Annotated in this window: 19 protein-coding genes, 1 tRNA gene and 1 rRNA gene; 11 read left to right on the top strand and 10 right to left on the bottom strand. The window is 52.3% G+C overall.

Annotated elements, in window-relative coordinates; all coding sequences use genetic code 11:
* Positions 1-103, top strand: a 5S ribosomal RNA gene (gene rrf / locus ACE3NW_RS11045); the annotation flags it as partial.
* A 25-nt stretch (positions 104-128) separates the two neighbouring features.
* Here the strand turns inward: rrf and ACE3NW_RS11040 are convergent.
* A complete protein-coding gene (locus ACE3NW_RS11040) occupies positions 129-536 on the bottom strand; it encodes a hypothetical protein (RefSeq protein ID WP_374283351.1) in 408 nt (135 codons plus the stop codon).
* Positions 537-1,780: 1,244 nt separating this feature from the next.
* Between ACE3NW_RS11040 and ACE3NW_RS11035 the strand changes: the two genes are divergently transcribed.
* Together ACE3NW_RS11035 and ACE3NW_RS11030 are read left to right on the top strand one after the other, a co-directional pair.
* Positions 1,781-3,700: a GGDEF domain-containing protein gene (locus ACE3NW_RS11035; RefSeq protein WP_374283349.1), complete on the top strand. Its 1,920-nt coding sequence runs from the start codon at positions 1,781-1,783 to the stop codon at positions 3,698-3,700.
* A gap of 59 nt (positions 3,701-3,759) precedes the next feature.
* Entirely contained in the window at positions 3,760-5,514 is a 1,755-nt protein-coding gene (locus ACE3NW_RS11030; protein ID WP_374283347.1) for a methyl-accepting chemotaxis protein, read from the top strand.
* A gap of 154 nt (positions 5,515-5,668) precedes the next feature.
* Here ACE3NW_RS11030 and ACE3NW_RS11025 read toward each other — a convergent pair whose 3' ends face one another.
* The 3 genes from ACE3NW_RS11025 to ACE3NW_RS11015 form a co-directional block, all read right to left on the bottom strand.
* Positions 5,669-6,277 carry an indolepyruvate oxidoreductase subunit beta gene (locus tag ACE3NW_RS11025; protein ID WP_374283345.1) on the bottom strand — a complete coding sequence of 203 codons (609 nt, stop codon included), beginning with the start codon at positions 6,275-6,277 and terminating at the stop codon, positions 5,669-5,671.
* Between the two features lie 14 nt (positions 6,278-6,291).
* Positions 6,292-8,142, bottom strand: coding sequence for an indolepyruvate ferredoxin oxidoreductase subunit alpha (gene iorA / locus ACE3NW_RS11020; protein ID WP_374283342.1), 1,851 nt, complete (start codon positions 8,140-8,142; stop codon positions 6,292-6,294).
* 127 nt (positions 8,143-8,269) lie between these two features.
* Positions 8,270-9,019: a tetratricopeptide repeat protein gene (locus ACE3NW_RS11015; RefSeq protein WP_374283340.1), complete on the bottom strand. Its 750-nt coding sequence runs from the start codon at positions 9,017-9,019 to the stop codon at positions 8,270-8,272.
* A 185-nt stretch (positions 9,020-9,204) separates the two neighbouring features.
* Between ACE3NW_RS11015 and ACE3NW_RS11010 the strand changes: the two genes are divergently transcribed.
* The 4 genes from ACE3NW_RS11010 (at position 9,205) to ACE3NW_RS10995 (ending at position 12,487) form a co-directional block, all read left to right on the top strand.
* On the top strand, positions 9,205-10,464 hold the full coding sequence (locus ACE3NW_RS11010; protein WP_374283338.1) for a glutamate-5-semialdehyde dehydrogenase: 1,260 nt from the start codon (positions 9,205-9,207) through the stop codon (positions 10,462-10,464).
* Positions 10,465-11,178, top strand: a complete 714-nt coding sequence (nadD, locus tag ACE3NW_RS11005) for a nicotinate (nicotinamide) nucleotide adenylyltransferase (RefSeq protein ID WP_374283336.1) — start codon at positions 10,465-10,467, stop codon at positions 11,176-11,178.
* Positions 11,172-11,990, top strand: a complete 819-nt coding sequence (locus ACE3NW_RS11000) for a tetratricopeptide repeat protein (RefSeq protein ID WP_374283334.1) — start codon at positions 11,172-11,174, stop codon at positions 11,988-11,990. The genes nadD and ACE3NW_RS11000 overlap by 7 nt, the downstream gene beginning before the upstream one ends.
* 403 nt (positions 11,991-12,393) lie before the next feature.
* Positions 12,394-12,487, top strand: a tRNA-Ser gene (locus ACE3NW_RS10995).
* A gap of 163 nt (positions 12,488-12,650) precedes the next feature.
* Here ACE3NW_RS10995 and ACE3NW_RS10990 read toward each other — a convergent pair.
* The 4 genes from ACE3NW_RS10990 to ACE3NW_RS10975 all read right to left on the bottom strand — a co-directional run bounded on the left by ACE3NW_RS10990 (position 12,651) and on the right by ACE3NW_RS10975 (position 18,630).
* A complete protein-coding gene (locus tag ACE3NW_RS10990; RefSeq protein WP_374283331.1) occupies positions 12,651-14,285 on the bottom strand; it encodes a diguanylate cyclase in 1,635 nt (544 codons plus the stop codon).
* Positions 14,286-15,189: 904 nt separating this feature from the next.
* On the bottom strand, positions 15,190-16,248 hold the full coding sequence (locus ACE3NW_RS10985; RefSeq protein ID WP_374283329.1) for a tyrosine-type recombinase/integrase: 1,059 nt from the start codon (positions 16,246-16,248) through the stop codon (positions 15,190-15,192).
* Positions 16,249-16,592: 344 nt separating this feature from the next.
* Complete coding sequence (locus ACE3NW_RS10980) at positions 16,593-17,420, bottom strand: hypothetical protein (protein WP_374283327.1); 828 nt, start codon at positions 17,418-17,420, stop codon at positions 16,593-16,595.
* 580 nt (positions 17,421-18,000) lie between these two features.
* Positions 18,001-18,630 (bottom strand): hypothetical protein, encoded by a 630-nt coding sequence (locus ACE3NW_RS10975; protein ID WP_374283325.1) that lies wholly within the window; start codon positions 18,628-18,630, stop codon positions 18,001-18,003.
* 201 nt (positions 18,631-18,831) lie between these two features.
* Between ACE3NW_RS10975 and ACE3NW_RS10970 the strand changes: the two genes are divergently transcribed.
* Entirely contained in the window at positions 18,832-19,458 is a 627-nt protein-coding gene (locus ACE3NW_RS10970) for a hypothetical protein (protein WP_374283323.1), read from the top strand.
* A 695-nt stretch (positions 19,459-20,153) separates the two neighbouring features.
* Here ACE3NW_RS10970 and ACE3NW_RS10965 read toward each other — a convergent pair.
* Complete coding sequence (locus ACE3NW_RS10965; RefSeq protein WP_374283321.1) at positions 20,154-21,353, bottom strand: iron-containing alcohol dehydrogenase; 1,200 nt, start codon at positions 21,351-21,353, stop codon at positions 20,154-20,156.
* Positions 21,354-21,741: 388 nt separating this feature from the next.
* Between ACE3NW_RS10965 and ACE3NW_RS10960 the strand changes: the two genes are divergently transcribed.
* Both ACE3NW_RS10960 and ACE3NW_RS10955 read left to right on the top strand, forming a co-directional pair.
* A complete protein-coding gene (locus ACE3NW_RS10960; protein WP_374283319.1) occupies positions 21,742-21,939 on the top strand; it encodes a type II toxin-antitoxin system RelE/ParE family toxin in 198 nt (65 codons plus the stop codon).
* Between the two features lie 55 nt (positions 21,940-21,994).
* Positions 21,995-22,189, top strand: a complete 195-nt coding sequence (locus ACE3NW_RS10955; protein ID WP_374283316.1) for a HigA family addiction module antitoxin — start codon at positions 21,995-21,997, stop codon at positions 22,187-22,189.
* Between the two features lie 168 nt (positions 22,190-22,357).
* Here ACE3NW_RS10955 and ACE3NW_RS10950 read toward each other — a convergent pair whose 3' ends face one another.
* Positions 22,358-24,121: a hypothetical protein gene (locus tag ACE3NW_RS10950; RefSeq protein ID WP_374283314.1), complete on the bottom strand. Its 1,764-nt coding sequence runs from the start codon at positions 24,119-24,121 to the stop codon at positions 22,358-22,360.
* A 35-nt stretch (positions 24,122-24,156) separates the two neighbouring features.
* On the opposite strand from ACE3NW_RS10950, the gene ACE3NW_RS10945 reads away from it, so the two are divergent.
* Positions 24,157-24,235 (top strand): transposase (locus ACE3NW_RS10945; protein WP_374283353.1); only part of this gene is annotated, 79 nt, incomplete at its 3' end.

Here is a 24,235-nt window from a genome sequence, read left to right as displayed (position 1 = left end):
GGAGGAGAGGGTACACCCGATCCCATTCCGAACTCGGAAGTTAAGCTCTCCATCGCCGATGATACTGCATAACGTCATGTGGGAAAGTAGGCCGCTGTCAACGATTGCTCCAAAGCCCCTTGCTGCTGCTAGCGCAAGGGGCTTTGTGTTTTGTTGCGCTCCCCTTGCTGCGGCTTCGCCTCCTCCGCTCCCTCACACTGCGCTGCGCTGCACTGCAGCGGCGGCTTGTGGCTGACCAGACCAGCGGTTACTGCTCCAGCCTGCCGTGTCCTGCCGTGTCCCCACGTCTGCTCCTCCTTCCTGCATCCCTTTTGCACCACTTCCTTCTTCTCTGAACCGCCGCTTCCCTCTGCCTTGCACCCTTTTAAAATCCCCTGGCTGCGGTTTCTGGTGAGCCCGTCAGGCGCATTTACGCAAACCCGTCTTTTTTGCTCTGGCGGCGTCAAAAGCATTTTTTTAATGCTCACGTACTTGAGTACGCTGCGCTTAAAAAAATGCTTTTTCCTTGCCAGAGCAGAAAAATACGTATTTTGCAAATTCCCCTAACACCAACAATCGCCTCGCTCCGCTCCGGCGAGTCAAAGGAAGGTTACTCAACGACCTGCTTCTGATGCTGGGCTGTTAAAGGCAATTGCAAACAATGCGCAGTCAACTTCTCACGTTCAGTTCAAAGGCAGATGTGAGCGGCTACGATATTCAACTATTTTGAACGCTGCAAAATAATAGCTGACACGCAGTGCGAATTGCTTTTTGAACACAGTCGGTCTGTCTTGCACCAATGTTCAATTTTTGCTGTGGCCGTAATTGTTGGCTGAAGCAGAATAACATTCAAAGCGGTAGCGGACATTGGCATTTACGCGGCGCGGAGGGAGATCGCCTGAGTGAGCGCAGCGAGGGAAGGAAGCTCCCGCAGCTAAAGCCGCGTGCCCTCGGTATCCCAAGGAAGCTGAAAACTTTTCCAGGGGGTGCTTCGGGGGGGATGCAAGGGGGGCCGCGACGGGGGCGAAGCCCCATAACCGGCCCCACCTTGCCGCGCGCCGCGCAGGCGTCCCAAACTTCGCCGCCAGGCGAACCGTCGCGCCCGAAGGGCGGCAACCCGCTCTGCTCCGGCGGGTCAAAGGAAGGCTATTCAACGACCTGCTTCGGGTGCTGACCAGCTAAAGGCACTTGCAAACAAGGCGCTGTCAACACCGCGCGCTCAGCTCATGGCAGTCTTGAGTGCCGCAATGGGGCGCGCCGCGCAGGCGTCCCAAGCTTCGCCGCCAGGCGAACCGTCGCGCCCGAAGGGCGGCAACCCGCTCTGCTCCGGCGAGTCAAAGGAAGGCTATTCAACGACCTGCTTCGGGTGCTGACCAGCTAAAGGCAATTGCAAACAAGGCGTTGCCAACACCGCGCGCTCAGCTCATGGCAGTCTTGAGTGCCGCAAGGGTTGCGCCGCGCAGGCGTCCCAAACTTCGCCGCCAGGCGTACCATTCATCGCCTGTAACACAGGTGACATCTTGCCCGTCATATAATCGTCACACTGTCTGCGGATTCCTACTGCAGAGCAGCAAGAACGCCTGTTCATTAGCATTGAACAAATATCTTTGCCGCCAAAATCAATTATTATTGTAACGGATCCGCCATAGTATCGGCTTAGTGATGTTGGTGGCAAAGACGAGGGTTAAACGGCGGCTGTAGAGCAGCATACCGCAAGCCATGCTACCGACACCGTTTCCCCGTCCCGCCTAGCAGGATTGTCCTCAATCTGGCCATGCATTCACATCATGTGGAGGGGGTCATGCCCGAATCTTCCGCGCAAGACTTGTTTGATGAAACTTTTTGTGACCTTCCTCTGACAGCAGGGCACATGCCCCATTTGCAGGCCCAGTTGCGTTGTGCGCCTGCACTTGCGCCGCAGCCAGTCTCCATGTGCCTGCCCGTGGATGCCCCGGAGAGCAGCACGCCAATCCGCGTCCCTGTTGAGGAGACTGACCGGCAGGCCTTTTTGGACGTCCTGCACAATCAGGAAATCACCAGCGTGCTGCAGCCTATCGTTTCGCTGCGGGACGGCGCGGTTTTTGGGTATGAGGCCCTGGGGCGCGGTCCTGCAGGCTCACTGCTTGAAAATCCAGAGACGCTGATCCAGTGTGCGCTTGAAAACGGCTGCATGCTGGAGCTTGAGCATCTTTTTCGGCGTAGCGCGCTGCGTGCCGCCAGGCAGATGCCCACGGGAATTCGGCTATTCCTCAATGTGAATCCCAACATCATTCAGGATCCGCATTTTGGCATGGGCTTTACCAAGGAATATCTCACCCGTTTTGCTATCAGCGCCGAGGATATTGTTTTTGAAATCACCGAGCGCGAATCGGTGGAAAACCTGCGCGGCTTCAAGCAGATAATTGAGCACTACAAGGGGCAGAATTACCAGATCAGCATTGACGACGCCGGCGCTGGCTATTCCGGCCTCAACCTCATTTCGGATGTCCAGCCCCACTTTATCAAGCTCGATATGCAGCTCATACGCGGCGTGGACAAAGACCTTACGCGCCAGGCCCTGATCAAGAGCATGCAGGAGTTTGCCGCCCTCACCAATACCCGCATCATTGCAGAGGGCATTGAGACGGAGGAGGAGCTGGCAACGCTCATCAGCTTTGATGTGCCCTACGGTCAGGGCTATTTTATTCGCAAACCGTCGCCCTCGCCGCGCGTGGTCGAGCCGACGGCCCTGCAGGTCATTCACCGCGAAAACAAGATAAAAAACCGCTTTTTTGGGGCACGCGTTCACAAATTTCATGTGCGGCACATATGCAGGCCAGGCACGGTTGTTCCCCCGCATACGCCCATCCGCACGGTTGTCGAGCTGTTTGAAAACAACAGCAAGCTCAACGGGCTTTGCGTGGTCATGGGCGAAGTGCCCGTGGGTGCCCTCACCCGCAACCGCCTGCACGAGCAGCTCAGCGGCAGGTTCGGCTTTTCCCTGTTTGCGGACAAAGCCGTGGAAGCCGTGATGGACAGATCCTTCTTGAGTGTTGATCACCAGTGCACAATTGATCTCGTGGCCCGACAGGCCATGCGGCGCGACGACGCAAAACTGTACGATTTTGTCACCGTCACCCGCGAAGGCCGGTATCAGGGCGTTGTAACGGTCAAGGAGCTGTTGGAAAAAAGCATCGAGCTTGAGGTGGCCAACGCCCGTCAGCTCAACCCGCTTTCAGAGCTGCCGGGCAATGCTCTTATAGATATCGAGCTGGAGAGGCTCGTGCGCCTTGGTCTGCCCAGAATTGTGCTCTACTTCGACATAGACAATTTCAAGGCTTACAACGACAAATACGGGTTTAAAAATGGCGATCGCGCCCTAAAGCGCCTCTCGTCCATTATCAAGGAGAGCGCCGCCGAAGACGATTTTGTAGGCCATATCGGCGGCGACGACTTTATCGCAGTTGCCGACGGGCGCACAGCCCAGCGCGTGTGCGAAACCATCATCAATGCCTTTAACGAGAGTGTCCCCGCATTCTATAGCGCCGAAGATGTGCAGCGCGGCTACATTGAGGGCAAAAACCGCAGTAACGTTGAAGAGCGCTTTCCTCTCATGTCCCTGACAATTGTCGGCGTTCGGGCCAACAATTATCAAAGCAGTTTTGATCTGGCGCGAGCTGCGGCAGCGCTGAAAAAACAGTGCAAGCGCATACAGGGCAGCAATTACCAGCTTGAAGCATAGCTCTCGCTCGCTTTTGCGCTGCACCCGCCCCCACACAAACAAGCCCCATGGGAGTCTTCATGAAGCTGACCACGAAACTGGTTCTTTCGTTCAGCAGCATCATTGTGCTTATGCTTGCCCTGTTTGGCGTATATTTTGTCAATACGGACCGCATCGACCGCGCCGTCAGTCACATGGACCAACAGTATGTTCCCTCGCTGGTGGCGGTGCAGACCATGGCCGCCCTGTTGTACTCGGCGCGGTCCGATCTGGCGGCGCTTACCCCGCACACCGACCGCGTAACCATTGCCGAATACCGCGACCGCATCAAGCGCGCCCTCAAGCAGTTTGCCCACCATGCGGAGGCCTATGAGGCCCTGATGCAGGCGCGCAAGCTGGTAGGGGAAACCGTGGATGACGAATTGTGGAATAATATTGTCGCCCAGATGCGCGCCGATGAGACGACCCGCGAAGAAATCATCCGCCTTGCGGGCGAGGGCGACACGGACGGTTCCATCGCCCTGTTTACCCGCAGCAGGGCCGATTTTATCCGCCTTGCCCGCTATTTTGACCAGCTGGTGCAGCACGATGTGGAGCGCAGCCAGGCAGCGGCGGCCAGCGCGCAGGATATAGCCCGCCAATCGCGAATCGCCGGGGCAGCTCTGGCCCTGGTAGGCATATTGTTCAGCATCGCCGTAACGGCGGGCATCACGCTGGCCATCAAGCGCCAGCTGGGCAAAGATCCTGCGCAGCTGCAGCTTATTGCTGGGCGCGTGGCCGCAGGAGATTACGAGCTTGAGCACTCTGGCCGCCAACAGGGCGTATATGCCTCGCTGGTGCTCATGGTTCAGGCGCTGCAGGCCCACATAGCCAGCGCGCGCTGCGAATCTGAAAAAGCACGGGAAGAATCCGTACGGGCCAACGCCGCGCTGCTGCAGGCTGAGGCCGCCGAGCGCGACGCCCGGGCAAAAAGCGAGGCCATGCAGCAGGTGGCCGAAGCGCTGGAGGAAGTAACCCATGTGGTGGCAACGGCATCCGGGCAGGTGAGCGACACAATCCGGCAGGCGGAAGAAAGCGCGGACAGCACCGCGCAAAGACTGACGGAAGCCGCTACCGGTATGGAGCAGATGAATGCCACGGTGGGCGAGGTGGCGCACAATGCGTCCGTGGCTTCGGATTCCTCCGCAGCGACGCGCTCACGGGCCGAAGCTGGCTCCAACGTGGTGCAACATGCCCTGCAAAGCATTGAAAACGTGCGCTCTACCTCGCTGCGCCTCAAGGACGACATGGAGCAGCTTGGCGGACACGCGCAGGCCATTACCCGCATTATGAACGTTATTTCAGACATTGCTGACCAGACCAACCTGCTGGCGCTCAATGCCGCTATTGAGGCCGCGCGGGCTGGCGATGCCGGGCGCGGTTTTGCCGTGGTGGCCGACGAGGTGCGCAAACTGGCAGAAAAAACCATGGCCTCAACCCATGATGTGGATACGGCCATCAAGGCCATCCAGCACAGCGTGGCCCGCAGCGCGCAATCGGTGCAAGAAGCAGTGCAGGGCATCTCTGTTGCGACGGAGGCCGCCCAGCAGTCCGGGCAGGCGCTTGAGGCCGTTGTGGGCACTGTGGAGGAAACCGCCAGCCAGGTCAGCGCCATCGCCACGGCAAGCGAGCAGCAGGCTGTGGCGACAAACCAGATCAACCGCACCATCGGCGAGGTAACCGACCTGTCGCGCCAGACGGCAGCGGCCATGAGCACTGCCTCCCGCGCGGTCGCTGGGCTTTCCGCTCAGGCGCGAAATCTTGAAGGCCTTATTGAACAGATGCAGCAGTGCTGAAGGCCTGCATTGTCTGCGGCACCGGTGGGCAGCGTTGGCGCCGGAGCAGGCCCCGGCGAAACGATCGGGTATCAAGATGGCCCAGGATAAAAAAGTGGAGCCTCCTGCCGGAGGCTCCACCTGTAACGCGTTCAGTTTGTCTGGCCGGGGGGGGCTACTTGTTGAGGTAGGCCTTTCCCAGTTCCAGGGCTTTGAGGTTCGATTCCTGCAGTTTGGGCGGCAGGAATTTTTTTATGGCCGCTTCCAGAGCGTCCACGCCAAAGGGCAGTACGCCAGAGGCGCAGACCACGCTCAGCAGCACGGTGTTGCCGCTCTGCACCGATCCGGCCTGCAGGCCAAGGTCACGGCAGGCCACAAAATGGCACTGCCCGGCGACCTGGCGGGTTCTTTCCACGATCTGCTGCATGTCGGGGTACACCGCCTTGCCCAGCGAAACGCTGAGCGGCGGCAGGGGGTCGCTGCTGGAAAAAACAGCGCCGCCGGGCTGCAGATAGGGCAGGGCGCGCAGGGTTTCGAGCGGTTCAAAGCCCAGCAGCACGTCGGCTTCGCCCAGATCAAGCTTGGGCGAGCGCCAGCCGCCGAGCAGCATGACAGATTCCACAACGCCGCCGCGCTGGGCCATGCCGTGCACCTCGCCTGCCACAACCTCAAGCCCGGCTTCAAGAGCCGTGCGGGCCAGCAGGGTCGTAGCCGTCAGGGTGCCCTGACCGCCAACGCCGGTAAAGAATATACGCATCCGCTTTTGCATTTCTTGTGTCTTCATAATATTTGCGCTCCCTACCGCTTCCGCGCCTTAAAGGCCGTAGGCGCAACCTGCAGACAGACCATGCAGCCCGTGCAGAGTGTGGCATCCACAGCAAGATTGTCGCCCTCGCGGTAAAAGGCGGGGCAGGCCAATTGCTCAAGGCAGCGCATGGCTTCCGGCCCCTGTTGGGCCACCTCGGCCACCTGGGGCTGGGCCTTTTTGAGCTGACGGCGGGCGTAAAGCACGCAGGGCTCTTCAGTAATCAGCACGCGCACGCCGGTCTGGGCCTTCATTTCTTCCAGCGCCTTGGCGACGGCTTTGACGTTGAACGAGCGCACCTTGGTGCACTGGGTAACGCCCATGGCCCGCACGATGGCTTCAATATCCATGTGCTGGCTCATGGAGCCGAGCATGTCCTGAATCATGCCGGGATTGGGCTGGTGCCCTGTCATGGCCGTCGTGCCGTTGTCCAGAATGACCAGAATGATATCATGCTGGTTAAACACCGCATTGGCCAGACCCGTCATGCCGGAATGGAAAAACGTGGAATCGCCGATAAAGGCTACCACGTGTTTTCCGGAAGCACGTGCAAAGCCGCTGCCTGCGGAAACCGAGGAACCCATGCACACGAGAAAGTCAGCAGTGCGCAGGGGCGGCAGCAGACCAAGGGTGTAACAGCCAATGTCGCTGGAGTAGTAGGCGTCGTCGCCAAATACCTGCCGCGCGGCATAGTAGACGGCGCGGTGCGAACAACCGGCGCAGAGGTTCGGCGGGCGTCCGGGCAGCTCCAGGTCTACGCTTCGCACGGGCTTGGCCGGGCAGGGGGTGTCCAGCCAGGAGGAAAGGCGGCGCATGACCAGGGTTGTGGAATATTCGCCCTGACCGGTGAGGCCTGCATCCTTGCCTTCAATGCGCACATGGATGTCGTGCTTTTGCACCAGGGCGCGGATGTCCTGCTCCAGAAGGTCAACGCCTTCTTCGAGCACCAGCACACGGTCGCAGCCGTGCAAAAATTCGATAATCATGCCCGTGGGCAGGGGCCAGGTCATGCCAAGCTCAAGCACGCGCACGCGGTCTTCCCACCCGCCCACGGCAAGGGCGTCGGACAGATAGTCGCGCGCAACGCCGCTGGTGATGATGCCAAGGCGCGTGGGCGTCTGCGGCTCGCGCACGGTGTTGAACCGGCTGGATTCCGCAAACTGGCGGGCCTTTTCCATGATGCCGTCAAGGGCCACATGGCGCTTGCGGGCAACGGCGGGCACCGGCACAAAACGGCCTGGGTCGCGCTTGAATTCAACCTTGGGCTGGGCCGCGGGCAGATCGTCAAAATCCACCGCGCCGCGCAGGTGGCTGATGCGGGTGGTGGTGCGCAGCATTACCGGCTGCTGCAGCTCGCGGGCAAGGCGAAAAGCCTCGCGGGTCATGTCCTTGGCTTCCTGAGCCGAGGCGGGCTCAAAACAGGGCAGCTGGGCAAAACGGGCATAGGTGCGGTTGTCCTGCTCGTTCTGGCTTGAGTGGCAGCCGGGGTCGTCGGCCGTGAGCACAACCATGCCGCCGGGCAGACCCGTGTATACGGATGTGAACATCGGGTCGGCAGCCACGTTGACGCCCACGTGCTTCATGGTGACGAGGCTCATGGCGCCGCCCAGGGCCGCACCGGCGGCCACTTCCATGGCGACCTTTTCATTGACGGAATATTCCAGCCTGTAGCGGCCTTCGCCGCCAAGGCGGTGGAACGTGTCCGGCACTTCCGAGGACGGCGTGCCGGGGTAACAGCTGACCATGTGCACGCCCGCTTCAAGCGCGCCGCGCACGATGGCCTCGTTTCCCAACAGCAGGTGACGCTCGCCGCGAGCGCCCTGCAACAGCGGATTATTGCTCATGTTCCCTCCAGGCCCAGACGTGCCGCCTGAACCGCAACTGGATACAAAATGGCGCGGCCCATGCGGCCCCGCCTACAATGACGCAAGCCCGCGCTGTTTGCACATGCGCGGGCTTGCGAAGAGATATTTACTGAGCTTTGCCGGGGGCTTTATCGGTCGCGCCGTCTGGCGTCGCCGGGCTTGCGGCCTGGGCTGCTTCTTCATCAACAATCTTGGGGGCAAGCGCGGTGGCGCGAGCGCGAAAATATTCGCTGTTGAGGCCCTGAGCCTCGCGTGCAAGGGCCAGATACATACGCGCCGCCTGCTCCGGCTGCCCCGCAATCACGGCGGCCTCGGCCGTCATCTGCTTGAGCTGGGGGGCGGTAACCTCGCCGGGCAGCGACGACTGCAGCTTTTGCAGCGCGACCAGCGCCTCGGCATATTTGCCAGCCTTGAGCAAAGCCCCCGCTTCGTTCATGCCTGCCACCAGCGCCAGGGAGCTTTCGCCCTCTTTGGCGGCCTTGGCAAAGGCATCCGCCGCAGTGGCATTGTCGCCATTGCTCATGGCGCTCTGCCCCAGGGCAAGATAGACGGAAAACCGCACATCGGCAGGGGCTTTTTCGGCCAGAGCGGCAAGCTCCTTGATCTGGGCAGGGCCGTTGGTTTGCAGCACAATGCGGGCCAATGACTGGCGGGCCTCGTCGTTTTTGGACGTGGTGTACCAGCGCCAGATGCCCGTGCCGGCCAGCACCAGTACGAACAGCACCACAATACTGGCTATTGTGCCAGCGTGGCGCAGCATAAACTGGAGCATGGGGGCGCTTTCTGAGCTGACTTCGGCCTGCAGGTCGCGCAGCAGGGGGGAATCCTCCGCGCCTTGATTCTTTTGCGGATTCATGTATCAAAACTCCTTACAGGGAGGCGGAACCGCCGTTGTTTTTCCGCGCATTTGCCCTGCGCGCGTATCTTCGGCGGAGCTGGACGGAAGCTTTTTTCTTAGGCCAGAATCAACCCCTCTGTCAAAACAAATATCCTCTGGTCAGGCTGCCTGCGCGGCCACGGCCACTACCACAAGGAGCACGCATGACGCCTGCAGAAGAAATGTCGCGCCTCGGAGCGCGGGCTAAGGAAGCAGCCAGGGCCATTGCCAAGGCGCACCCCGATGCCAAAACGCAGGCCCTTTTGGGCCTGGCCAGGCTGCTGCAGGATCGCGAGCCCGAAATTCTGGCGGCCAATGCAGCGGACCTTGAGGCTGCCCGTGCAGCGGGGCAGGATGCGCCCCGGCTTGACCGCCTTACGCTCACCCCTGTCATTATGGAAGAAATGCGCGCTGCCTGCCGCCACGTGGCCAACCTGCCGGACCCCGTGGGAGCCACCGAGCGCCAGTGGCAGCGCCCCAACGGCCTGCTGGTGGGGCGTATGCGCGTGCCGCTTGGCGTTATCGCCATGATCTACGAGGCGCGACCCAACGTCACCATTGACGCCGCCATCCTGTGCATTAAGGCGGGCAATGCGGTTATTCTGCGCGGGGGCAGCGAGGCCCTGCGCTCAAATATCGCGCTGGCCAAAGCCCTGTGCGACGCCCTGGTCCAGGCCGGGTTGCCGGGCGATGCCGCGCAGCTTGTCTCCATACCGGGGCATGAAGCCGTCAATGCGCTGTGCAAGCTCGACCGCTACATTGATGTGATTATTCCGCGTGGGGGCGAGGGCCTTGTGCGCGCGGTGACCGAGGCGGCCACCATGCCGGTGCTCAAGCATTTCAAGGGCGTGTGCCACGCGTATATCGACGCGGGCGCCGACCTCGACGTCGCTGTGGAGATCGTGTTCAACGGCAAGGTGCAGCGCCCCGGCGTGTGCAATGCGCTGGAATGCCTGCTGGTGCACCGCGATGCGGCTGGGGACTTTTTGCCCAAGGTCGGTGTCAGGCTTGGCGCGGCTGGGGTGGAGTTTCGCGCATGCCCGGCGTCCCTGCCCCTGCTGGGGGCGACCGCCGTGGCCCAGCAGCCCGACGACCTGGGGCAGGAATTTCACGCGCTGGTGCTTGCCGTGCGCGTGGTGGACAACGTGGACGCGGCGCTGGACCACATTGCCCGTTACGGTTCAAACCATACGGAAATCATCTGCACCAACAATCATGAGCACGCCATGCGTTTTTTGCGCGAGGCGGACGCCTCCATGGTGGCGGTCAACGCTTCCAGCCGCTTCAACGACGGCGGGCAGCTTGGTCTGGGCGCGGAGATCGGCATTTCAACCTCAAAGCTGCATGCCTACGGCCCCATGGGCGTAGACGAGCTGACCACCACCAAATTTGTGGTGCTTGGGCAGGGGCAGGTGCGCCGTTAAATGACCGAAACGGCGTCCCACCCGCCGGGCAGAGCCATTCTGGGCGGAAGTTTTAATCCGCCCCATGTGGGGCACATGCGTCTGGCCATTGAGGCGCGTGAAGCCCTGGGAGACCTTGTGCAGGGTGTGGATATGGTTCCCTGCGCCGTGCCGCCCCACAAGGCGCAGCAAGGCATGCTGCCCTTTGAGCTGCGCGCCCGCATGGTGGAAGCCTGCGCGGCAACGCTGCCCTGGCTGCGTTGCAACCGCGTGGAAGCGCTGCGGCAGGGGCCGTCGTTCACCTGGGATACCCTGTGCGCCTACCATGAAGCCGAGCCGAGCACGGATTTTTATTTTATTCTGGGTAGCCCGGATTTTGCCATGCTTTCCACCTGGCATAGAGGAGTGGAGCTGCCCCGGCTGTGCAATTTTGTCGTTGTGCCCCGCAAGGGGCATACCGCCGAAAATTTTATCGCCGCAGCAAAGGCGCTTTGGCCGCAAGCTCAGCCGCGCCCGTCCGTGCTGCCCTCGTGCGCGTGCGTGGCATTGCCCGGGGGAGGGCTGGCGCATTTTCTTTCTGTGCCGTGGCTGGCGGTGAGCGCCTCGCGGGTACGGCAGTTGTGGCTGGCGGGTCGCAACGTGGATTTTCTTGTGCCAGACGCGGCCTTGCGGATTTTGCGGGACAACTCTCAAACCGTGCGGCAGCACTGGCTGAAGGAGAGTTTGGCATGTTGACCACTGCTCCAAAGGAAATTCGGGAAAACATCGCCCGCGCCACCGGGTATCTGCGGCGCGACGAGGTTGAGCGTGCGCTTTTGACCATGAGCGAAGCCGTGCGGCAGCTTGCGGAAATAAAACTGGTGCGCTCGGTCAGAGCGGAGCTTGATATCCAGATCGGCGATTTTTTGGCGACCGTGGTGCGGCACAGCATGCTGCAGCCTCTGCTTGACCCCTGCCATACGGGCAAGCCGCGCAGCATCACCCTGCAGCCGGGCAAGGAGGCCGCGCTCTCTACCGTGCTGGATGGGTTGGCGAAAATTTTGCAGACTGCGGCGGAACAGTCGTTGCAGCAGGAGGCCGAAGTACGGCTGGCACGCAAAAAACAGCTCATCAGCAGTGGGCTGGAATTTTTGCGCGAGGGCCAGGTGGCCAAGGGGCGCGCCTTTTTGAAGCGCATGGTTGAAGAGTTCAGCGACGAGGAAGGCATTCGCCTGCAGATGGGCCAGATTTTTGCCGCTGCCGGGCTGTTTGCCGAGGCCGCCGCCATGTACGAAGAATCCATCAGCCTGCAGCCGCGCGATTCGGCGGCATACACCGGGGCCGTAGCGGCCTGGATGGAACTGCGGGAATATGAGAAGGCCGAGAAGGTCTACAAGGCCGTGCTGCGAACCTTTGGCGGGCACGCCTCGACCTTTGGCAAAATGGCAAAACTGTATCTTGCCTGGCACAAAAAACAGGCAGCGGAAGATGCGGCCCTGCGTGCCCTGCAGACAGACCCCGAACAGGCCGACGCCCTTGAGGTGATGGCGGCGCTGGACAAGCATTAGCCACCGTGGCGCGCCGCGACGGTGAGCGCTTGCGCTGACGCCGGACCGGATGCTGCGGGCGGTGGGCAGAAACAGAGGCCGGAGCCGGTCTGGACATGACACGCTGTTTTGCTGCGCAAGTTGGGGGCAAAGCCCGACAAGCCCCAGCCGAAACTGCCGCAGGCTCTGCTGCGGGTGTTGATGCGAAAGGCCTGGATGAACCGAGGCCAAACCTGCAGAAAACTTTTCTTTTGCGGGGCTGAGGGGCACTGCGTCTGGAGCGAAAACGGCCAACGCATTCCCCGCAGTTCAAATAAAGGCCGCATGCGGCATCTTTGCAGCAGAAGCATTGCCTTTCATACAAAGATAAGCTATATACCGCCTTCGGCTGCAAGCGGGGTGCCCAACGCCCTTTGTGGCCTGCGGAGAGGTAGCGAAGTGGCCGTAACGCGCTCGACTCGAAATCGAGTTAGGGGTTAATAGCTCCTACGTGGGTTCGAATCCCACCCTCTCCGCCATTAATACATAATAAAAACGGCGTGTTGCTTTAGATAGCGACACGCCGTTTTCGCGTCTAAAATGGGTATGTTTTTAGCGAGTGCGTGACTGCCATGCATACCGTCATGCATACTTTAGCTCGATCTGTGGGGAAAATAAGGTGCGTAGTTGTTTTAGTCCAATTTAATCATCAAAGTTAAATGTTACCCGATTTCTTCCTTGCTCTTTAGATGCGTAAAGTGCTTTATCTGCTCTTGAATATATAGATTCAAGAGCCTCCCCTTTTTTGTACGTTGATACGCCAATGCTTATTGTTACGTTGTTAGCAAAATTTAACTTCTTCTTCTCTACAGCTTTTCGAATCTTTTCTGCCAAAGCGATAGCTCCTTTCTGCTCTGTTTCTGGAAGAAGTAAGACGAACTCATCTCCTCCCCATCTAGCAAAGCAATCTGTTTCGCGTATATTCTCTTTAATAACATCGGCTAAAGTTTTTAGCACTAAATCCCCAATGTTGTGTCCAAATTTATCATTAATATGCTTGAATTTATCAATATCCATTATTGCAAATGCAATGTTGTGGTTATGTCTATCAGAGCGTTTTAACTCTTTATTAAATACTTCAATGAATTTATGCCTATTATAGATTCCCGTGAGGGAATCGTGATATGCAATAAAATCTTTTTCAGTAAAAAGTTTATTTACATCACTTATTAGTTTGTTAATGCTTTTTGCAATAATGCCAAACTCATTCCTTGAATGAAAATCTAAACTGCAATTGAAATCATTTTGTGTAGCTTCATTTATAAAATTAGTAATCTTTTTTAGTGGAAAATAGACACTATAGACAATAGTTATAATAAAAAATGCTATGATTATGGAAATAGTGATGTTGAAAAATAAAAAAAATAAAGAATCCCTAATCGCTTGTGTTGCTGAATTGTTGAGGGTGTCTGAACTGATTAAAAGAGCCTGCGCACATGTAGCTTGTAGGTCGTCAATGGTTTGGGTTGAGATTGAAAACCATTTGCTTGGGTCTAAAATTAAATTTTCGCTGCGGATACTCTCTTCCACAAAATTGAACGTCTTCTTGCTTGTCTCAAGTTGTGTAAATTTTTTCAAGAGATCGGCTATTTCAACATTATTTGATTGGATAACCTCGTCAATGATAGTGTTGTATTGGTAATATAGATATTTGATTTCAGCTTTTTTCCCGTCTAATGCATTTTTGTCATGTAATTTTAAGGAGATTAGAGTACGTAATAGGCCTAACTTTTCTTTTGCAAAAAATATTTTTTTTACTTCTATTGTTGAGAGTTGCTCCATGCCTTGGAATGGAATTGTATTGATATTTGAAATTTCTTCAAGTAGACTTGAAACTATCATGATGTATTGGCTAAATATTTCTTCAGAGCTAATGCGTTTATTGTCTATGCTATCGCGTAAAGTTGATAAATATTTTTCAGTCTCGATATCATTTTGATTTAATTGAAATAATTTGTATAGCGCAGCGTCTGTGCTGTTTCTTTGGATGCTCAATGATTCCTTGTTATTTAAAGACGACAGATGTTGTGTATATGATATGCCACGTTCGCGTTGAATTTCTTGAATAGCATTGGATATGGTTAATATTTTGGAAATATTTTTCATATTTAAAGTACATAAATTTTCTGTAAGTCTATATCTATTGTAATTGTTGACTGATATTATTAATAATAATGTAAGGGTAATTGCTCCAAGAAAAATTATTTTTGTGCGTATTTGTGTTATGTGCAGTAGTGAAATAAATTTACTGTATAAATAATTTTGCAATATTTTCATTTTTCTCTCCAAAGAATTTTTATATTAAACATCTGTTTAGTTTTTGTGAATTGCCAATGGTCAGTTTTTTGCCAAAATTGCAGTCCGGGGTTAATTTAAATATGGTTTACGGAGTCTTGTTCGAATAAAAGCATACAATTACGTGTCATTTTATTGACAATGATTAATTGCTTATAGTTTATGGTGTGTACCTCACCAAAGAGGACAATCGCAAGTATTCTCTGATATAAAGATTGCCCAAGAGAGGAATCGCTGTATCGTATCCCGCAGATTTGTTTTTCTCCTGCATGGTGAGTTTAGCTAAATTAATTTTTTACTCTTTACCGTTCACTTTTCAGATCATTAGTCTCACTCATGATTCCCTCTAATTGCTAATGATATTAGCGTGTTGTTGCTGTTTGGAGTTGTGACTGTTAAATCTATAGATAAATTTGATGCAAAAGAAATTGTGTGTCAACCATGCATAATGCTATTAATTCCGGGCAATGCTCGTGAAATAGCATCGTTTTCCTGTTGTCTTGAATCCCAGAAGTATAGATTAGTGAAGCGATTTTGAGACTATTTAAGCGTAATCTTCTTGAATTTGGCTCAAAAACGGCAATAGTGTTAGTATTCAGTATGTTATAGAAGTTCGGGCAACCGAACTGAAGAAAGGGCAGTTGTTGAAAGTGTTTTGTACTGCTTAATCGCGTGGTGGCTGGAATCGCTTAAATTTCGATTCTAAGCCGCGTGGCATCGGCGCGTGTGGTTTGCCAAGCCGCAATGTAAAAACGGCCCTTAAACGTCAATTTGAGCGATATTCACCCCATTGATAGGCATGGCGTTGTCGTCAGTGTCATTGAGTACAAGAAAAGGGCGGGTTGCAGTGAAGCAACCCGCCCTTAAGCATTATGGCCATCCAGAGTTATCCGTCGGCTTCAACCTCGTGCATACGGCTAGCTGCTGGCTGAACCGCACTTTCAATAATAGCCGCCAAGTGGTTGATGTCTGGCGACACGCTTTTCAAGTAGATGTCGGTCGTTGTGGCCCTCTGATGTCCTAAGAGGAGCTGGATGTCAGTCAACCCCGCCTGTTGTGACTGGATAAGGCTCACAGCGAAAAAATGCCGTATTGAATGAAAACCAAAGCTTTTGACCTGAGCCTTCTTGCAAAGGTTTTTCATCATGTCCCTGATCGTTTGTTGGCGGGTTGAGTACGGCCCTCCTGTATTGGGATTGATAAAAACATGGGTCGTATTGCCTGTTATGGCTCTCTGAGCAGCTATGATGGCATGCAAGCTGCTACCGATAGGTAGCGTCCGGTACTGCCTTGCCCCTCCTTTGCGCTTCCTCGTCCAAAGCTTCAATGAGTGCTCGGCAACGTCTTCCCACGTTAAATTGAGAATTTCGCTCACTCTGGCCCCTGTGAGCAGCAGCGTGTTGAGCAAATCAGCTTGCCACGGTTTTGCCACAGCCAGAACCTTGTTGATGTCGTCAGGGGTGGGCACGTACTTGACGTATTGTTCCACAGCGGGCTTGGCAACAAAACGCCAGGGGTTCCGTGGAACAGCGTCTTTGTGCCAATTCCAAAGGGCTTTCAACGTGCGTATGCGGCGATCAGCAGCCTTGCCCCCACGCTCAGTTTCAATTGAGCGTATGAATCTGGTAGCGGTGGCCTTCGTGATGTCCGTCATGGGGACATCACGTGAAAGGAAAGCTGCAAATTCCCGAAGATGCCGTGTTTGCTCAAGGAAAGTGTTGGTCGTCAAGCGCACTTTGCAGTCCTGCAAGTATTCCCGGCTAGCATGGGAAAACATCAAACTCGGTGGCATATCCTGTTGTTGACTGAGGGCCCTTTTGGCGTCGTATTCCCAGGCATTTGCCTCCCTGCGGCTGTAGCAAGTTTTTGAGTACTGGCGTCCTTGATATTTGAAATACGCTCGGAACACCGTGCCGTTTTTCTTGGGAATCTCTAGTATGGCCATATTCTAGCTCCGTTTTTTCTTTCAAGTATCGCAAGACATCGTCCTTGCAGAATCTGGCCCCCTTGAGGCAGCCCGCCTTGCGGGACGATTCAGTAATGAAGAAGTGTGGATACTCGCGCCACACGTTACGCATTGTAGACACCTTTAATTGCAATAGATCTGCTAGCTGAACATACGTCAGACAGTCGTCCATTATTGCCTAGCAAAGCACCAAAACGAACAGTCTTCAGTAATAATTATAAATTTTATTAGGATACATGTTTTTTCTGCCATAAACCCTCCCGTAGTGCCATGACCGAAAGCAAGAGTGCCCTAGCTGTCAGACCGCTAGGGCACCACTTCAACTACTTCTTGCGCTTCTTGACGAGCTCCTTGACCTCATTCACGACTTCCTCCGTGCAAAAGGCAAATGGAGTGACTTCACGTTGGGCGTACTCCCAAAGACCGGCTGTATCGCGCCCTGCATACATTTTCCGCGCAATAAGCTCTATAATTTCGGTTCTTTCCTCTGCAGTTATCTTTCTCACCTTGGATATTTTGCCGAAAGTGATATTTTTCTTACCGCGAATGCCGAAAAGCCGCTTCCGGGGGAAACGGCGAGTATTCAGCTTGAACTGATTTTTTTGGGGCTGGAAAAGGTAGCCCAAAACGCTCATGTCGGCGGCTTTGGCATCAAACATACCCGGATTCTTGCTGCCGGTGAGGTAAAGCCACCGCCCAGCAAAAGACTTGGCCTTGCTCAGACCATGTCCGTCCCCCAGCGACCCCACAAGGTGGTAGTGAAGCGCACCGATATCGGACACTTCAATGCTCCAGACAAACCAGCAATTGGGGCACTGGGTTTCGACGAACCGCATGAATTTGTCAAAACGAACGCGAGCGGTATCGAACCGTTTGGCATCGATATCGCGCCACCTCGTGGCATCAAATGTCAGTGTGAGGAAGAGGTCTGGCGTGCTGGTTATGCCAGCCAGCAGTTTGACGGCATGACTAACTCGGTTGCCATTCAGGAGGGAACCTGCGTATCGCTCGCCATGCTTTGCGACGTATTCTGGGTCACTACGCCAGATTAAAATCAAGCGTCCCCAAAACAGGATGGAATATACTGCAAGACTTATGAGGCTGTTGCCGATCTCAGACCAAGATTTCCCGCCGGAACACTTTTTCCCCATTGTAGACCCCACTGCATTAACAAATAATATCTGTTACTAGCTATAGAATCTATTATGGGTATTTAGTGTGGGCTCTCTGGTCGATGACCGTCCCAACGCTAATTTGTCTACCAGAAACGCCGCCCTTCTACAACCCCCTCCAGAGTCCAACCCGAATTGGAAAAATTTACTTGACTGAATGCAAGTAGATCTTGGCAATAAACTTGCACACAACTGTGGTTCAATTTGCTCCTACCCCCAAATAGCCCCTTATCATTCGTACTGGTTGAAAACCCGCATGCCATTTTGGCATAGACGGTGATAATGTTTACCGTATAACAATATACAATGTGTATATGTAGTTTTATTAACCGTATGATTTAATAATAAGCGTAGTTAATAAATTAACCGTAATGAATAAAACGCATTGTAATGATTTAAGTAAATGGTTTAACTTGCATGTGAATTTTCTTTAAATCTTCCTTTTTCTGACCACCGACTTCAGAACTGGGGGCTTTTCAATTCCGCATTATGCAATCGGCTTTGAGCTTATTCAAAAAAACGCGCCCCCATTTTCATGAGGGCGCATTCTGCTTATGAACTATTTTGGGGCTGGCAGCTTCGGCAAAAGCTCCTTCACCAGCTTGTCAAAAACGGGCATCAGCTTGAGCACGTTTTCTAACGCTGCGGTCATGGGTTCCAGTGATTTTTTGAGGTCGGGAAATTCCTTTGCGACCGCAACCTTGTCGAGGATAAACGGCAGGATAAGTGTACCCCGCTTCGTATAGTGGAAACCTGCCTTTTTAAGGGGCTCAGTTTCTGCCAGAAAGGACTCCATGCGCTGCTTGACCTTGTATTTGGACGGGCCTGCTGGCCTGCCGTCCATCCACAATTCAAAGCATAACGTGCAGTCGTTGAGGCCAAGCGCACTTCCAAGCCAATAAGAATTTGAATCGTTGCTTGTTTCTGCCAGTCTGAACACGGCGAGGTCAGCATGACCCGGCTTTGTTGGCCAATCCAGTGGCGCAAACACGGTATCATCGTTGCCATCTTCATCCTCTACCACCAGTCCGAATCGGGTACGCCACGGCGACCGTTCACCCAAGCGATTGGAAATGGCCGCATTGATGGCTTTGAAAACAGTGGCCTCTACATGTTCTGTCAATGAGTCTTCCTCAATCAGCTGCGGGTTTGACAGCAGAAATACGCACATCTCCTTAGAGTAACTCATTTAAAGCTCCAAAAGTTTTAATAATGATAAAAAAGAAGCCATTCGTACAATACGAATGGCTTCTTGTGGTTATGGCTTGCGCCAAAATTATTATATCACAGGTGTATAATTTTGTCAATATAGATTGATATTATAATCTAGTAGTAACAGAAAATTGTATTTTATCAGTTTAATAACACAAATTAGAAGGAGGGTATCCGCATGGAAAGTTCGTTACAGTCAAACTCAGTCATCGCTTGTATCAAGGAATTAGAGGCATCCATTACCACCAAACTGGCCCACGTGGCTAATGCACAGGGCGACAATCAGCTCCACCACCATCAGCGCATTGCTTTCATTGGCATCGGCGACATTGGCAATGCAGCGGCAGATGCTGTCCATGATAGATTTCCTGAAGTTCAAGTTTTTTTGGACGTTGTTCATGCCAGCCAGCCCGATACGCCTAACTACATTCCTGCGCTATCGGGGTGGGTCACTGAGTGCCGAGGTCTTTATGAACGCGAACCGCTGGTTTCCGTGTACATAGTTGGCACAATTGACAGCAGCAATCGCCTTCTTGATGCCATTGATGCGGGCAATGCGGCCCGGTACCTAAAATGCGAGTTTGTGCGGGGTTTCTTTGATATACATGAGGGGTGGGGTGGGGCCGTCCCAGCCCTGTGCAATGCTGATATTGCGGTGTCCTTGTCTTTGGGGGACGAAGAGAGGGAACAAGGGCTAGAGGGTGATTCTGGGCCAGACAGGCTGTTTTGGGATCTGTACGATTTCCTGCTGACTATGTTAGACGATGACCTCTTGCGGGCTTGTGATGGTAGTGATCAGACCTGAAAACCGGCAGCTTGAGAGTGCATAACGCTCATTGCTGATGGCAACCGACATCCGTGGTAAACTCGTGCATACCATCATGCATACTTTTTCAATTTATGGGTATGCATCTGCATGACGCTGGATGAAAATATAGTGCTGAAATGATTACAACTGGCTGAAATCATTATCTGCCAAAAAACTAATTGAATCGACTCGAAATCGAGTTAGGGGTTAATAGCTCCTACGTGGGTTCGAATCCCACCCTCTCCGCCATTAATACGTAATAAAAACGGCGTGTTGCTTTAGATAGCAACACGCCGTTTTCGCGTCTAAAATGGGTATGCTTTTAGCGAGTGCGCGGCCAGTATGCATACGTCATGCATACTTTGGTTCGATCTGCGGAGAAAATTTGAGTGAATCTGACCTTACCCGGACAAGGCATCCAGAAGGAAGCGGTTTTTAAACTTGGCGGTGAATTTTCTTCTCGGTTTAAACATAAAAAGCCTCCTTTGACTTCTTACGTTCATCTTAGCTCGTGATCCTGTTTCCCAAACCCACCTCTGTAGGTTACTATCGTAAAATATTGTGCAGCTGCCTACAAAAAAACCGGCGTGGATATTCGCGCCGGTTTTTACACTGCATCTTTTGGGTAGCGCCGTGTTGCCCGTTGCGCTGCGCAACGGCCCAAGTCGGCAATACCGGTATTCAGCCCGTTATTACATGGCCGCCTTGTACACGGCAGCCACGTCAGCATCGGTCATGGTGCGGGGGTTGGTAAAGCAGCAGACATCCTTTTGGGCATTGGCGGTCATAGTGGGGATATCGGCTTCGCGCACCTCCTTGCCGTACTTTTTGCCCAGGGCAACCAGGCCCTCGGGAATGCCCACGTCCCTGGACAGAATGTTGATGGCGATAATGGCCTTGCGCGAGGCTTCATCGGCGCTGATGCCCTGCGTCAGCTCGCCCAGTAGCTGAGCGACGCGGCCAAAACGGCGTCGGCTTGAAATACGATTGTATTCGCACACATGCGGCAGCAGAATGGCGTTGCATTCGCCGTGGGGCAGGTCATAAAAACCCCCAAGCTGATGCGCCATGGCATGCACATACCCCAGGCTTGCGTTGTTGAAGGCCATGCCGGCCAGATACTGCGCGTAACACATGCCCTCGCGGGCTTCTTTGTCCCGGCCGTTGGCCACGGCACGGCGCAGATAACGGTTGACGTATTCCATGGATTTTTCAGCGCAAGCGTCGGTCATGGGGGTCGCCGCAATGGAAACGTAGGCCTCCACGGCATGGGTCAGCGCGTCCATGCCCGTAGCGGCGGTCAGTGCCGGGGGCATGCCCATCATCAGCAACGGGTCGTCAATGGCCACGCTGGGGGTGCAGCGCCAGTCGCCAATTGCCATTTTGACCTTGCGGGAAGTGTCGGTGATGACGCAAAAACGGGTCATTTCCGAAGCCGTGCCCGCCGTGGTGTTGACAGCTACATACGGCGGAAAGGGATTTTTGGACTTGTCCACGCCTTCATAATCATGAATTTTGCCGCCGTTGCTTGCAAGAAAACCCACGCCCTTGCCGCAGTCGTGCGAGCTGCCGCCGCCAAGCGTAATGATGCTGTCGCATTTCTCTTTTTTATATACGCCAAAGGCCTCAACAACGTTGTTGTCGGTGGGGTTTGGAACAGTCTTGTCATATATGGCGTACTTCATTTTTGCAGAATCAAGGATGTCGGTGATCTGCCTGAGTATACCGGCGTTGACAATACCTGGGTCGGTAACAAGCAAGGGCTTGACGCCGCCAATGTTTTTCAGACGATCAGGAATTTCTTTGGAACACCCCTCGCCGACGAGAGTTACGTTGGGAATAAAAAACGAGGTGATCTGTCCCATATGCATCCTCTTAAGCTCCGTACTCATTCGTGACTCCTTTTGTTATACATGACTACTATAGTGTGAATTGTCATGCATGGATTAAGGTATGTTCTAAGAACAAATGTACACTACGCCGATTGACAAATCAAGAAAATAGCAACAATTACTCAATTCTTTATTCTTATTTTTTACATAACGTATTATTTTATGTTCAATTTTAAATTCATACCTGCTTTATTACATTTTAGATGATGTTTTGATTGATTGAACAACTATTGTTTTGCAGCTATGATGTGAGATTTTGCACAAACATTCATTTTCCCTGAGAGCGCGGCACGCAACAATCACATGTCAGGGAAAAGAGGCGGAAAAGAGGATGTTGCATCGGGCCTAGGCGAATGAAATTGGCGCGCGCATTGCCCGCTAGCGACGCGTGAACACAGGCGATTTGCGCAATCTGCATGCGACAGGCCAGCTCAATTCGCTCAGAATCACTTCAGGCAACAGGCTGGAAAAGTTGAAGGAAGATCGGGATGGACAATTCAGAATTGCCATTAACATGCAATGGCGCATATGCTTTCGGTGGGAAGATGGAAACGCATATGATGTGGAAGTGGTGGATTATCACTAGCGGCAATGCTACTGTCATAAATCAGCACAACACCACGCATGGTTAGAGATATTTTATGCTTGCTATTCACCCCGACGAAATATTGCGCGAGGAATATATGGCCCCTCTTGGCCGTACGGCCTCCACGCTTGCGCTGGAGCTGCGGATTCCCGCTTCACGAGTGCATGAGATTATTAACGAGAAGCGGGGCATTTCTGTTGACACGGCTCTGCGGCTTGCAACGTTTTTTGAAACTGATCTTAATCTGTAGGTTAACTTGCAGGCGCAGTATGAAGCGGATTCGATGGATGCCCAGAAGCGCACGGACATGGAAAGGATAATTTCTTACAGCGAGTAGCAGCGGCCAAGCACTATCCTGTAATAGCCTGTTTTGTATAGGGATAGAAGTTGAAAGGTGCGTTATGCCCTGCTCTTTATCCTAAGAATAGACATCGTAAAAGCTATTATCATTCGCATCAAGAGAGAATTCTTTTATCCATCCCTTTTCCTTCAAGATAGATAATAAAGCCTCGTTAATAGCGTTAGCTTCTATTCTTTTGCTCCCAGGTGTGAGAATATTTTTGAATTCTGGTAGCGGAAGGAATTTGAGGTATGAGTTGAATGTTTTCCTATCGATGTGTGGCAGCAAGATTTTAAAAAATTCAATTTTTATCTCGTTTTCAATATGATCGCTTTTGAATACGTCATTGTACAGTTCAATTGGTAGTTGAAGGTTGCCGTCAGTAATAGCATTGCGTTTAGTCAGGGCAATTTTGAGTATTGTATCTTTAACTGTAGAATTATGATCAGCATAGGATTGCAAAATTCGTTGAATCTCAGATTCGTCTAAATTGTGCTGAAGAATGTAGTCAACAATTTCTTCCGAGTAATTATCGCCGAAAGCTGATACTGGGGAGCTATTTAGGGCTAGGATTGTAAGCTTTTGGTCATTGTTGAGATCGCTAGAGAGGATTTGTAAAAATTCATGAATGTTAAATGGGATTGATGGAAAAATTTTAACATATTCAGAAAAATTAGTAATTATGAATTTAAGAATATTGCTGGAATAGGCTTCTCGAAAAGCAAGAAGCATGTCCGGAGTCATCTTGAATATTTTGAGGTCAATTAGAATATCAACTTTGTCTTGATCGATATTTTTCGGTGGCTCAGATTCATAGCTGTTTTTGAATTGGGACAGTATTTGTGAATATCTGGCATTTTCAAGTCTGTTGCAGGTAATTGTTTCAGTAAATAGCGTGTCTAATAGTGAATCTTCTAAATTTTCTAACGGTTTTATATCAAAAAAGTTTTCATTCGTAAATTTTATTAGAGAGTCGTCATATTGTTGTGTATGAGAAAAATATGCCAAAAAGTTTTCACTAGTCGCTAAAACAGAATTTGAACTGAGTAAGTTGCCCCAAAGATTTTTGTTTTCAATGGCTGTTATATTGGAAATTTTGGTGTTCGATTTTTTAATGTACTGAGATTTTTGTTCTATTGAAATGCTGTCATTGTTTAAAATGAATGTGTATGGAATTTCATCGTCATGAAAAGAAGAATAGTTATTGAGCAGTGCTTCAAAGTAGATAGGTAAGTTGTCAACGATAAAATTGTAAATGGGAGATTCCGTTTCTTTAAAGATGAGCGAAAAGTTTTTTATGCCGATAGCATGTTCTGGCGCTCCAAAAATTTTATTGAGAATTAACGAAATATTATCAATCGTAATTGAATAAAGAGAATTGTTGTACAACTCAAGGAATAGCTCTTTTGCGGAATCATGATATTCAATGGATGTAAATGACACTCCTATAAGTTTATAAACATGTATTAGTCGTTTAAGTGGCTGTTCTGGCATGCATGAGAACGATGCGTTGTTTGAAATATAGTCAGTCAGTATGTTGTCATTATTTACTTTTGTTATTTCTTCGTCAGTAGAGTTGTAAATTGTGAGGAGAGTATAGTTTTTTATAAAATTATCTGAGAAATTCTCTTCTTTAAGCATTAGTGAAAAGAAATCTGGCCAATACTCGTTGAGGTATTTAACGAAGGCAGGTTGTTGTTTGCCAGTCTCAAAAAAAGCAATAATAAACTGATAATTTTTCGAATTTTTCAACTGAATAATTAGTCTTTCTAAATAGTCATTGTAAGATGATGATTCCAATAGTTCGCAAAGAATTGACCCTCCCCCCGAAAAGTATGCCATTGAAAAGTTAGTGTTCCTGACATAGGAGCACAAGAATGAAACGTAGCAGATTCACCGAAGAACAGATTATTGGAATCTTGCGGCAAGCCGAGGCTGGAGTTCGCGTTGTCGATC

The organism is Desulfovibrio sp. (assembly GCF_041907885.1).
Lineage (GTDB): Bacteria > Desulfobacterota > Desulfovibrionia > Desulfovibrionales > Desulfovibrionaceae > Desulfovibrio.
The sequence above is the reverse complement of the archived record's forward strand: the minus strand, read 5'-3'. Positions and strand labels throughout refer to the sequence as shown.

What these genes read in the sequence shown, in the direction of transcription:
- ACE3NW_RS11035 (WP_374283349.1), top strand. Translation starts at nt 1,781, where the DNA reads ATGCCCGAATCTTCCGCGCAAGACTTGTTTGATGAAACTTTTTGTGAC.
- ACE3NW_RS11030 (WP_374283347.1), top strand. Translation starts at nt 3,760, where the DNA reads ATGAAGCTGACCACGAAACTGGTTCTTTCGTTCAGCAGCATCATTGTG.
- ACE3NW_RS11025 (WP_374283345.1), bottom strand. Translation starts at nt 6,277, where the DNA reads ATGAAGACACAAGAAATGCAAAAGCGGATGCGTATATTCTTTACCGGC.
- iorA (WP_374283342.1), bottom strand. Translation starts at nt 8,142, where the DNA reads ATGAGCAATAATCCGCTGTTGCAGGGCGCTCGCGGCGAGCGTCACCTG.
- ACE3NW_RS11015 (WP_374283340.1), bottom strand. Translation starts at nt 9,019, where the DNA reads ATGAATCCGCAAAAGAATCAAGGCGCGGAGGATTCCCCCCTGCTGCGC.
- ACE3NW_RS11010 (WP_374283338.1), top strand. Translation starts at nt 9,205, where the DNA reads ATGACGCCTGCAGAAGAAATGTCGCGCCTCGGAGCGCGGGCTAAGGAA.
- nadD (WP_374283336.1), top strand. Translation starts at nt 10,465, where the DNA reads ATGACCGAAACGGCGTCCCACCCGCCGGGCAGAGCCATTCTGGGCGGA.
- ACE3NW_RS11000 (WP_374283334.1), top strand. Translation starts at nt 11,172, where the DNA reads ATGTTGACCACTGCTCCAAAGGAAATTCGGGAAAACATCGCCCGCGCC.
- ACE3NW_RS10990 (WP_374283331.1), bottom strand. Translation starts at nt 14,285, where the DNA reads ATGAAAATATTGCAAAATTATTTATACAGTAAATTTATTTCACTACTG.
- ACE3NW_RS10985 (WP_374283329.1), bottom strand. Translation starts at nt 16,248, where the DNA reads ATGGCCATACTAGAGATTCCCAAGAAAAACGGCACGGTGTTCCGAGCG.
- ACE3NW_RS10980 (WP_374283327.1), bottom strand. Translation starts at nt 17,420, where the DNA reads ATGGGGAAAAAGTGTTCCGGCGGGAAATCTTGGTCTGAGATCGGCAAC.
- ACE3NW_RS10975 (WP_374283325.1), bottom strand. Translation starts at nt 18,630, where the DNA reads ATGAGTTACTCTAAGGAGATGTGCGTATTTCTGCTGTCAAACCCGCAG.
- ACE3NW_RS10970 (WP_374283323.1), top strand. Translation starts at nt 18,832, where the DNA reads ATGGAAAGTTCGTTACAGTCAAACTCAGTCATCGCTTGTATCAAGGAA.
- ACE3NW_RS10965 (WP_374283321.1), bottom strand. Translation starts at nt 21,353, where the DNA reads ATGAGTACGGAGCTTAAGAGGATGCATATGGGACAGATCACCTCGTTT.
- ACE3NW_RS10955 (WP_374283316.1), top strand. Translation starts at nt 21,995, where the DNA reads ATGCTTGCTATTCACCCCGACGAAATATTGCGCGAGGAATATATGGCC.
- ACE3NW_RS10950 (WP_374283314.1), bottom strand. Translation starts at nt 24,121, where the DNA reads ATGGCATACTTTTCGGGGGGAGGGTCAATTCTTTGCGAACTATTGGAA.